Annotated in this window: 13 protein-coding genes and 1 pseudogene; 5 read left to right on the top strand and 9 right to left on the bottom strand. The window is 68.1% G+C overall.

What is annotated here, in order from left to right; all coding sequences use genetic code 11:
* Both ACFYXH_RS41905 and ACFYXH_RS41900 read right to left on the bottom strand, forming a co-directional pair.
* Positions 1–118 (bottom strand): DUF397 domain-containing protein (locus ACFYXH_RS41905; RefSeq protein WP_389574983.1); only part of this gene is annotated, 118 nt, incomplete at its 3' end.
* Positions 119–123: 5 nt separating this feature from the next.
* The gene (locus tag ACFYXH_RS41900) at positions 124–1,008 is read right to left on the bottom strand and encodes a helix-turn-helix domain-containing protein (RefSeq protein ID WP_389574981.1); all 885 of its coding nucleotides are present in this window, start codon (positions 1,006–1,008) and stop codon (positions 124–126) included.
* Between the two features lie 549 nt (positions 1,009–1,557).
* Here ACFYXH_RS41900 and ACFYXH_RS41895 point away from each other — a divergent pair.
* From ACFYXH_RS41895 to ACFYXH_RS41875, 5 genes and pseudogenes are all read left to right on the top strand, one after another.
* A complete protein-coding gene (locus ACFYXH_RS41895) occupies positions 1,558–2,058 on the top strand; it encodes a hypothetical protein (protein ID WP_389574978.1) in 501 nt (166 codons plus the stop codon).
* A complete protein-coding gene (locus ACFYXH_RS41890) occupies positions 2,055–2,498 on the top strand; it encodes an ATP-binding protein (protein WP_389574975.1) in 444 nt (147 codons plus the stop codon). Before ACFYXH_RS41895 ends, ACFYXH_RS41890 begins: the two co-directional genes overlap by 4 nt.
* Positions 2,495–2,875, top strand: a complete 381-nt coding sequence (locus tag ACFYXH_RS41885) for a hypothetical protein (protein ID WP_389574972.1) — start codon at positions 2,495–2,497, stop codon at positions 2,873–2,875. Before ACFYXH_RS41890 ends, ACFYXH_RS41885 begins: the two co-directional genes overlap by 4 nt.
* Positions 2,872–3,072, top strand: a pseudogene (locus ACFYXH_RS41880) (DNA-binding response regulator); the annotation flags it as partial. The gene ACFYXH_RS41885 and the pseudogene ACFYXH_RS41880, both read left to right, overlap by 4 nt.
* Positions 3,073–3,174: 102 nt before the next feature.
* Positions 3,175–3,378, top strand: a complete 204-nt coding sequence (locus tag ACFYXH_RS41875; RefSeq protein ID WP_389574986.1) for a hypothetical protein — start codon at positions 3,175–3,177, stop codon at positions 3,376–3,378.
* Between the two features lie 648 nt (positions 3,379–4,026).
* On the opposite strand, the gene murF is transcribed toward ACFYXH_RS41875, so the two are convergent.
* The 7 genes from murF to ACFYXH_RS41840 form a co-directional block, all read right to left on the bottom strand.
* Positions 4,027–5,409 carry a UDP-N-acetylmuramoyl-tripeptide--D-alanyl-D-alanine ligase gene (gene murF, locus ACFYXH_RS41870; RefSeq protein WP_389574969.1) on the bottom strand — a complete coding sequence of 461 codons (1,383 nt, stop codon included), beginning with the start codon at positions 5,407–5,409 and terminating at the stop codon, positions 4,027–4,029.
* Between the two features lie 146 nt (positions 5,410–5,555).
* Complete coding sequence (locus ACFYXH_RS41865; protein ID WP_389574966.1) at positions 5,556–6,218, bottom strand: peptidase; 663 nt, start codon at positions 6,216–6,218, stop codon at positions 5,556–5,558.
* Positions 6,219–6,258: 40 nt separating this feature from the next.
* On the bottom strand, positions 6,259–7,266 hold the full coding sequence (locus ACFYXH_RS41860; RefSeq protein WP_389574963.1) for a threonine/serine dehydratase: 1,008 nt from the start codon (positions 7,264–7,266) through the stop codon (positions 6,259–6,261).
* Positions 7,263–8,285 (bottom strand): D-alanine--D-alanine ligase, encoded by a 1,023-nt coding sequence (locus tag ACFYXH_RS41855; protein ID WP_389574961.1) that lies wholly within the window; start codon positions 8,283–8,285, stop codon positions 7,263–7,265. Before ACFYXH_RS41855 ends, ACFYXH_RS41860 begins: the two co-directional genes overlap by 4 nt.
* A 96-nt stretch (positions 8,286–8,381) precedes the next feature.
* Positions 8,382–8,957 carry a class I SAM-dependent methyltransferase gene (locus ACFYXH_RS41850; RefSeq protein WP_389574958.1) on the bottom strand — a complete coding sequence of 192 codons (576 nt, stop codon included), beginning with the start codon at positions 8,955–8,957 and terminating at the stop codon, positions 8,382–8,384.
* A 284-nt stretch (positions 8,958–9,241) separates the two neighbouring features.
* On the bottom strand, positions 9,242–9,481 hold the full coding sequence (locus ACFYXH_RS41845) for a hypothetical protein (RefSeq protein WP_389574956.1): 240 nt from the start codon (positions 9,479–9,481) through the stop codon (positions 9,242–9,244).
* Between the two features lie 82 nt (positions 9,482–9,563).
* Positions 9,564–9,809, bottom strand: a complete 246-nt coding sequence (locus ACFYXH_RS41840; RefSeq protein ID WP_389574953.1) for a hypothetical protein — start codon at positions 9,807–9,809, stop codon at positions 9,564–9,566.
* Between the last annotated feature and the right edge of the window lie 111 nt (positions 9,810–9,920).

Below are 9,920 nucleotides of genomic sequence, written 5' to 3'. Positions count from 1 at the left end.
TCTTCCGGACTTTGCCCCTGGCCAGGCGCGCTGCCTGGACACACTGACCGCCCTGATCGTTGCTGTAGCTGGACGTGAACCACTCAGCGCTCTGCCGGGCGTCGTCCTGGTTGGTCATGAGAATCAGAACTCCTCGATTGCATTCTTGATCATGCTCAAGGACTCTGGGTGCCCTGGAGCGAACGCTTGCAGGTCCGTGAAGGCTTCTTCGTGCCGGTCGACATCGGCCTGCTTGCGGACGACCCACGCGTCAGCAAGGTTCTCCAGGTAGACGATCGGGTTGAACGGGTCCCGCTCCCGGAACTGCAAGATGGTGAACGCTCCGTTCATGCCGGGATGTTCTCCAGCCTCGAACGGTACGACCTGCACGCGAACGTTCGGCAGAGTCGATGCGAGCTCCGCGACATGCTCAAGCTGTTCACGCATCACCTCCGCACTGCCGACGCGGCGGCGAAGCACAGCTTCGTTGATGATGGCAATGAGCCGCAGTGGTGATTCGTTCCGGTGCAGCACCTCTTGCCGCGTCATGCGCACGGCGACGAGCCGGTCGATCTCCTCCCGGCTCAGGCCTTCGTGCGCCCGGCGGTGCAGAGCCCGGACGTACGCCTCGGTCTGCAGCAGCCCGGGCACGTACTCGGATTCGTAGTTGTGAAGTGCGGAGGCGGTGGCTTCCTGGCCGAGGTATGCCTTGAAGCCCGGCGGGATCACCGGCGCGTACTCGCGCTCCTGCCACCAGTCCTTCTTGGTCTTTGTGACGGTCGCGTATCCGACCAGCGTCGCCCGTTGTTCAGGGTCGGCCCCGTAGATTCCGCACAGCGCCATCACGTCGGCGGGCTCAACGACACCGTTCTCGCCGGCCTCCAGCCGGTTGACCTTCGACGGGCTGACGACGAGCCGTTTGGCCACCTCGGAGGCGGTCAGTCCGGACGTATCGCGCAGGGCCCGGAGCTCCACAGCGAGCTGAAGACGGCATAGGGCAGGTGCGGCCGCCCCGACGTCCTCGATCATCTGGTGTCCCTTCTTCGTGCCAGGCCCAGTGTGTCGGTGGCCGTTCTGCCAGGGCAAGGAATCTTCTGCGGCAGTGCGAGAAATTCTGCCAGTCCGTGAACATCCGTCAGTCAGGCCCCTGCGTACGAGAGTTCGAGACAGAACTCTTCTCGCAGAATTCTGCGAGAGCTGTTCCCATGGTAGCGAATCTGCTGGCATCCTGGGTTGAGTCAGCACACAGCGCGCTCGCTCAACAACTCCAAGTGATCTTGTGTGGCGCGTACCGCGACGTACCGACCGGGAGGGAACCCGGATGCCCAGCGAAGTGGTCCTGCAGAGCGGAGCGAGCCATGCGGCGGCTGACCCGATCCGCGTCCCGGAAGGCCGCCGGTTCGAGATTCCGGTGAGCACCGACGTCTTACGCAAGCTCCAGGGCGTGTTGTGCGTGGAGTGCGGCGCCCCTGGCGGACAACTTCACCCTGCTGGACACGCCTGCTCGGTCGGGCCGAGCGGTGATGACCCGCTTTGGTGGGATGTCCGCGCTCACGCCAAGTGCCTCCGGGCGGCGCGATGACCGCGCCGACTGCAGACCGAGCCGAGTGCTGGTTCACAGCCGCTCACCCCGATCCTTCTCAACTCGCGATCGAGTGGCAGCAGCACCCCCGTTGGACCGCGCAGTTTCCCGCCGGACGGATGCGGGACGCCATCGCCATGCCGCAGGCTCTCGCTGACGACGTGGTCGAAGTACTCGGTTCGTTGCTCGTCGACCAGCACACGCCGATCCTCGCCGATCTGCGAAACCGCCGCGTGTACTTCTTCACCGACCCGGGCCAGGGAGGAATCTGGGTTGGGCAGGACGTCTGGACACTCAGCACCGGAACGTGGCTCACAGCCCCCCACCCGCTGAACGGCCCGTACGACTGCCCGACGGTCTGGCGGCGGCGGCCGCACCAGAACCACGGCCCACTGGCCGTCTCGGATCTGCGGATGGCCCTGCGTCTGGTGTATCCCGCCTACCGCCGCCGTATCGGGTCGCCTCAGTGGCTCACGAGCTCTGGAGGCATTCTGTGACGCCTCGCTGGCTGCCCGCGCAGATGGCGACGACTCCGCCCCGCCATGCGTACGTACTCGACGGCGACGCCACCGCGCCGAGCCGCGCCCGCCGCCACGTCCGCGACGACCTGACGTCCTGGCGGATGCCCGCAGAGTGCATAGACAACGCGGTGGCCATCGTCTCGGAGCTGACGACGAATGCGGTGGAACACACCGATTCTGAACGCATCCGTGTCGAAATCGAGCGGTTCCCCGACGAGGTCCAGGTCGCCGTACGGGACAGCGGTCCCCGACCAGACACCCCGTTCGACGAGATCCCAGCCAAGGACCACTGCCTGTCCGAGCACGGCCGAGGACTCGACATTGTGCGCCGACTCGCCACGCGATGGGGCGCATCACCGACCCCGGGGAGCGGGCTGCGGGTCTGGGCAGCGATCGAGTGGAGAGGAACTGAATGAGCACCACACTCGCCCCCGCCCGGGCCAGCACCCCGCGAGTGCAGCCACTCAGCCCGCTCGAGCGCGAGCTTCGGCTCATTGCGCAGGGGGCTTCTACGGACACAGTGGTCAGCGAACTGAAGCTGACGCCGAGCAACTTCGGCTACCGGCTCCGGCAGATCGCCGACAAGCTAGGCAGTCTCACCGTCGCGCGCGCGGTTGCAGTGGCGCAATGCGATGTGCTGGAGCGCCAGCCCGCTGTGACGGAACTATCCAAGGCCCGTGAACTCATCCTGCGCGAGCACCGGCGCCTGGTCCCGGTCGCACGCGACCGGCAGCGGATGCGTATCGCCACCGTGCCGCCGTCCGTACGCCCCTACATGTCTGACGCCCAATGATTGTCTTCGCCAAGGCCGCTCAACTGGCTCGGACCAAGCCGCAGGAACTGCTCGAAGGGGCATGCCCTGAACGGCTTCAGCGGTTGGATGCGACGGAGCGGAGAGTCCTCTCCCTCGTTGCCACCGGAAGCCGGGACAAGGACATCGCCCAGCGGCTTGCAGCTCGCCCGGGGACCGTGTCGTCCTTCGTCAGCCGGACAATCGACAAAGCCGGTCCCTCGACGACACGGACCGGACTGATCGCCCTGGCGCTGAGGCACCAACTGCTCGACCTTCCCTTACCTGATCACCCTGGTCCGTTGAGCGACGAAGTGATGGCCCTGTTATGGGCGCTGGCCGGCAACAAGACCCTCGGGCAGTTCACCAGCGACCACGTGGGCCTCCGTGACTGGGATACCTCCCGCATCTCCTTGTTCATGCGTGACGAGCTGGAGGCCACGACCAACGCCCATGCCCTGTACCTGGCCTGGCCCGTGCTGTGCGAGGAGGCGAACTGGCCATGACGTACATAGTCGTAGGGCAGCCTGGCTCGTCGTACGAAGCGCGCAACCGGCTCGCCGGTCCGCCGAGCCGGACGGACGCCGACGCGTAGGGGACACTGGAGTCCGGCCCGGCGGCCGCGTCCGGCCGATGCACCCGCCGCCGGGCCTCTCTCGCCTTCGCCACATCCGCCGTTAGCCGGACACCACGCATGGGCCGACGGAGCCCTCGGCAACACGTCACGTGACTGCCGAGACTCTCAATCCCCTCTCCCAGTACGAGCTAACTTCAACACGCAGGACTTGACAGGCACCCGCCAGGCAGACGCTTACTTCGCGCAGGGAGAGATCGAACGGGCATGTGCGACAGCAGGGGACGCCCTCGATCTGACGGAGTCCATCAGCTCGCACCGCACGATCGAGCCCCATGCTCAGCCTCGCTGGGACCCTCGGGGTCGCGGTGCGGGCGGCGAGGTGGTTGCGGATCAACGTGGGAGAACTGCGGCCACTCGCCACAGACCCATTCCAGCAATGGGATCAGGGGATGTCGTTGCGGGCGCACCGGTCAAGGCGACGAGCTGAATGCCCGTGGCATGCATGGGTGATCAGATGGTGCTTGTTGTGACCACGGCGACGCGCTCGGCGGGCTGCTCAGCGCCGGCCCGCGGCCGTCTACGGGGTGCGCAGTTCGGCGAGTTCGCGGGCCGCTGTTTCGAGGCCGAGGGCGTTGGCTCCCTTGACGAGGACCACGTCGCAGGGCTGAAGCTGGTCGTTGATGTGTTGGGCGAGGGGCAGTGCGGTGTCGGCTTCGGCGGCATGGACGCCGCCGTCCCGAATGGTGGTGATCATGCTCTGGGCGTGTGGTCCTCCTACGCCAACCATGAGGTGGACGCCGGTGTCCAGAACCTTCTTCGCGACGGTGTCGTGCCATTCCTCGGCGTCCTGACCCAGTTCGGCCATCTCGCCGAGGACGGCGATCCTGCGGCGTTCGGGGCCGGCGATGTCGGCGAGCGCGTCAAGGGCGGCGATGACGGACTCGGGGGATGCGTTGAAGGCGTCGTTGATGATCGTGACTCCGTCGGCGCGGTTCAGAATTTCCATGCGGCCGCCGGAGGACAGCGTGGCTGTGCTGAGGCCGCGGACAATGCGCTGAAAGGGGACTCGGGCGGCGATGGCGGTGGCGGCTGCGGCGAGTGCGTTGGTGACGTTGTGCCGCCCGTAGACGCATTGGAGTTCCACGTATTCGCGGTGCTGCCCGTAGAGGAGGGTGACGTGCGGGCGCCCCTGGTTGACGCTGATTGTCTCGGCGCGTACATCGCAGTCGTCGCCGGTGCCGAAGGTGAGGACGCGGGCGGGCGTGGCCGTGGCCATGGTGCGTACGAGTGGGTCGTCGCCGTACAGGACGGCGACACCGTGTTCGGGCAGCGCGCGGACGATCTCGGCTTTCGCCTCGGCGACGGCTTGGCGGCTGCCGAACTCGCCGACGTGTGCGGAACCGATGCCCAGCACGGTGGCGATGGCGGGGCGGACCATGGTGCACAGGGACTTGATGTGGCCTTTGCCGCGGGCGCCCATCTCCAGTACCAGGTAGCGGCTGTCCGGCATCACCCTGCGCACGGTGACAGGGAGGCCGATCTCGTTGTTGAAGCTCTTGGCGGTGGCGACGGTGGGTCCGTCGAGGCTGAGGACCGATTCGAGGATGTCCTTGGTGCTGGTCTTGCCCGCCGAACCGGTCAGCGCGATGACGGTGCCGGTGTACTTGTCGGCGACGGCGTGGGCGATGTGTCCCATGGCGTCGAGCACGCTGGGGACGATGACCGCGGGCGCCTCGACGGGGTGGGTGGCCAGGACGGCGGCCGCTCCGTCTCGGACGGCCTGTTCGGCGAAGACATGCCCGTCGAGGGTGCGGCCCCTGAGGCAGGCGAACAGGCCCCGGGCGACGACATCGCGTGAGTCGAACGACAGCGGCCCGTCGACGACCGTGGCCGGGTCGGTCACGTTGTGCAGGGTGCCACCGGTCGCTGCGGCGATGTCGGCGAGCGTCAGGGGGATCACTGGTCTCCTCGTGCTGTGCGGACTTCTGTGCACCGTCCGGGCAGGCCGGACGGTGCACAGCGGGGGCTCCTCCTCGGGTCCGGCGCCGTAGGCGAACCCCAGGTGCCTGCCGCACTGCCAAGACGCAGGGCGGATCATCTTCCGGGTCAGCTGGCCAAAGGGGACGCTACCGGGCTGGCAGCGGCAGTCTGGTCAGGCGCGAGGCGGCTGGGGGAGCGGAGATCGAGAGAAACGCCGCGGCCGCCGAAGAAGTCAGCGAAGCGGGCCGCGGGGAGCGTGGGCGCGAGAGCGTCGGGGGTGTGGCCGGAGGGGTTGGTGAAAGCGATCTCACCGGCAGGCGTTCGTCCGCGCACGAGAACGAGGTGACCACCTCGCTTCGGCGGGTCCTGCTCGGGGGTGCGGATGCCCTTGGACACCGAGGCCATGACCATGCGGCCGGCGTCGAGCTCGGCGGTGAGTTCTGCCATGGTGAGCTCACCGTGAACCGTGGCGGGCATGCTGTGGTGCTCCCGGACATACCTGGCGAACGGCCAGTAGATCAGCCCCTTGATCGTGTCTTCGTGCTCCACGTACGCGCCGAAGGAGCGTGCTCCGGCAAGGAGCAGGAAGAGGTCGGGGGCCTGGCCGTCGCGGTGCAGCAGCGCCATCTGCAGGCACGCCATGCCGCACATGTGAGGGCACCACCTGCCGTACTCGGACTGCGAGGGGGCACCGGTCTCCCTCCACCGCGGATCGTCCTGCGGGTCGCCGTTCCCGTACGCGATACCGGCGATCAGCTCCGGGCTGGCGTACTGGGTGATCGTGGGCACCGGCTGATGGACGGGGCGGGTGGTGAGGGGTCCGGAGGTTTCAGCGCAGCAGGGGGGCAGCATGGGATTCCGTTCGTTCCATGGCGAGGTCCAGCAGATTCTTGTACGAGGTCCAGTCGACGTTTCCACCGGACAGGATCACACCGACCGGGCCGTCAGGCAGCCGCTCGACGACCCGGAGAAGCCCGGCGAATGCGACGGCGCCGGACGGTTCGGCGGCCGCGCGGTAGTGACGCCACAAGTACGCCATGGCGTCCGCGATGGCGGTCTCTTCCACGGTGACGACGTCGGCCAGCAGAGCCCGGTTGATCTCGAAGGTCAGGCGCGGCGGTGTGGTGTGGCCGAGTCCGTCGGCGATCGTCACCGGCGTCGGGATCGTGACAGGCTCACCGAAGTGAAGGGACTGACGGGTGTCGTCGGCGACGGCCGGCTCGACACCGATCACCTGTAGGCGAGGATGGCGACCGGCCGCGGCCAGAGCCGAGCCGGCGGCAAGGCCGCCACCGCCGACCGGCACGAGGATCGCCACCAGGTCGGGTGCGTCCTGCAGCATCTCCCACGCCGCAGTGCCGGCCCCCGCGATCACAGCCGGGCTGTTCGCGGACGGCACGATCGTCAATCCACGCTCGGCGGCGAGCTGGTGGACTATCGCCTCCCGACAACCTGTGCGCCGGTCGTAGGTGGTAATGGCCGCCCCCAGCGCCTTGATCGCCTGAACCTTCACAGCGGGGGCATCGACGGGGATGACGACGGTGGCGGGCACCTCGAACAGATGGGCCGCCAGGGCCAGGGCCTGCGCGTGGTTGCCGGAGGATGCTCCGATCACGCCCGCGGCACGCGCCTGCGGCGGTAAGGAGGCCACCGCGTTGTAGGCGCCGCGCATCTTGAAGGATCCGGTGCGCTGCACGTTCTCGGCTTTGATCACGACAGACCGGCCCAGGAGTTCGTCGACCGTCGAGGACGACAGCAGAGGGGTGCGGACGGCGACGCGGCGCAGCCTCTGGGCGGCGCTCTGCACGTCGTGGGAGGTCAGCGACAACATGGTCATGCCCCCTCCGGGCCGGATTCACGGTCGGTGCCGGCGCCCCGCACGATGTGGGCGAGGAGCTGCTCGTAGGACAAACCGGCCACCGTGGCCATGCGGGCCAGATTCCCGTGGCGGGACAGGCCCGGAAGGGTGTTGACCTCCAGCCACACCGCACCGGAGGTCCCGGACACCACGAAGTCGTGACGCGAGTACGAACGGCAGCCCAGAGCGCGATGGGCGGTACCCGCCTGCCGATGGAGCGCCTCGTGGTGCTGCGCGGACACGCGTGCCGGGCAGTGGTAGGTCGTGCCGCCCGCGGTGCGCTTGGCCGCGTAGGAGTAGATCCCCTCGGCCGTTTCCGTCTCCAGTGGCGGCAGGACGTGCACCGTGCCGTCGCGCTCTTCGAGGATGCCTACGCTGATGGACCGTCCGCTGACGTACTCCTCCGCCATGAGGTCGGTGTCCCCGGCTGCGAGAAGCGCGGCGGTGAGTTCTTCCGGACTGCGGGCCAGGGTGAGCCCGATGGATCCGCCCTCGCTGACCGGTTTGATGATCACCGGGTACCCGCACAGTTCCGCGATGCGGTCCGCCTCCGTTGGGGCATCCGCGGTGAGACCGACACGGGTGCTGCCGGCGACGCGGACCCCTGCGGCGGAAACCAGCCTCTTCGCGACGGCCTTGTTCATGCCGACAGCCGAGGAGAGGACGCCGCTGCCCGTGTAGGGGGCGCCGAGTGTTTCCAGCAGGCCCTGGAGAGCGCCGTCCTCTCCTCCGCGGCCGGCGATGGCGAGGAACGCCAGTTCACTGCCTTGAAGGCTGGTGACGAGCGTGTCCCGGTCACTGTGAAGGTCGATCGTGCGCGTTCTGATCCCCAGCCCCGTCAGAGCGTTCACCACGGTATGGCCGGACAGCAGCGAGCGGTCTCGCTCGTGTGACCAGCCGCCGGTGATGACGGTGATGGGCGCCGTGAACTCGTCAGGGCTGAGCGGCTCGATGTGCATGGGTTTCCCCTTCTTCTGCAGTACGTACGTGGATGTCATGGCAGGTCGGTATGAGCCCCGGTCTGCACGGCGGGCACAGGGTCTCGCCGGGCGGGGACTTGAAAGGGCGGCGCGTCGGAGCGCGTGGCCGGCGGATTAGCTGGCGGGGCTGCGCAGAACGAGACAGGTCAGGGGGCCGAGGTCGTAGCGCACGGCGGACGACCAGCCCTCGCAGAGCCGGGCGACAGCCGGTTTGGTCATCTGGCCGCGCTGAAGGCGCTGCTCCTCACCCGGCGGGACGACGAGGTACGCCTGACCTGCGGGCCGCAGCCACTGCGTGCGCACCCGCTCCAGCCACCCCTCGGGGTCCGTGAGGAACGGCAGGACTTCGCGGCACACCACCAAGTCGACACCTCGGACGGGCAGAGCGGGCGGGTCACCGGCGTCCAGGTCGTGATGGACGTAACGCAGGCCGAAGCCGTGGCCGCCGCGGCGGGCTATGTCCAAGGAAACGGGGGAGAAATCGACGCCGGTCACGTCATATCCGAAAGCGCGGAGCCGGCGGCTGAACTTGCCCATTCCACAACCGGCGTCGACCGCGACGCGGCCCCGGCGGTCGGGGACGTGCCGGATGAACTGGTCCACCTCACTGTCGCTGACCATGTGGGAGACGCGGCCTTCAGCCGCCCAGGCATCCCAGGCCGTCGGCGAGACGGGTCCGAGTGTCTTCATCAGTGCTCCTCGCTCCACGCGGTGATGACGTACGGGGTGGGGCCGGCCGCCGCTCTCCTGAACGAGGGCGGCCGGGGCGCGCGCTGCGCCTGCTGCAGGTCCGCTACAGCAGGCGATCGGGGCCAGCGGCGCCGCTCCCTCCTCGGGGGTCGTCCCGCCGACCGACACATGTGCGCTCGTGTCGTCTCGGCAGAACCGGAGGGACCCGGTTGGAGGCCATCTCCATGGCGCGGGGCGGGGGCCCAGCGGCGCCACGGAGATAACCGGCTCAAAGGGGCTGTGGGTCAGGGATCCATAGAGACGAGCATCGCCACCACCCAACCCACCACCACCGCGGTGAATCCACCGACCACGACGATCCCGGCCAGCCCGAAGCCGTTGTGGTGGATCGACTTTCCGTGGTTGCGCCGCAGCGTCCTGAGCGGGTGCTTCATTGCCCAGCGCAGCCGAGGGAATCGCTTTTCCCGGGGCTGGGGCGCCCTCGAGGCGGCGGCGTGCCGCGGCTGCCGTGACGCGGTGTTCACGGTCGCCTCCCCTTGGGCCCGAAGCGGATGAGCAGACCCATCGCGCTCACGAGGGAGACGACGATGGCTAAGCCGACGGGCGTCACGACGCGGCCTCCTGATCGTCGTCCGCGTGCGCCTGGCGCCCGCGGAAGCGGTTCAGGTCGAGGCGTCGAGGGGGCGTCTCCCCGGCCGGGACGAGGAACAGGTTCACGGCCGACGGCGGGGAGTCAAGATGGGGCACGTCGAGCGAGGCCTTTGTCTCGTCCCATGCCTGCTGCGGTTCGCGACGCGGAAGCTGACTGCGGGCTCCGTATTCCGGCGCGTCACCGGGGTGGTCATCAAACATGGATCTGCGACTCCGTCTCAGCTTGTTCTTTATCTTCCGGTCTCGAACAACGTCCCGAACGGGGTCACTCACCAGGGAGTTTGCCGGACGTGGGGGCGGCCTTCGTCTGAT

Origin of the sequence: Streptomyces sp. NPDC002730 (assembly GCF_042888805.1) — a bacterium.
Lineage (GTDB): Bacteria > Actinomycetota > Actinomycetes > Streptomycetales > Streptomycetaceae > Streptomyces.
Note: the sequence above shows the minus strand (reverse complement) of the source record. Positions and strands in the feature narration are given on the sequence as shown.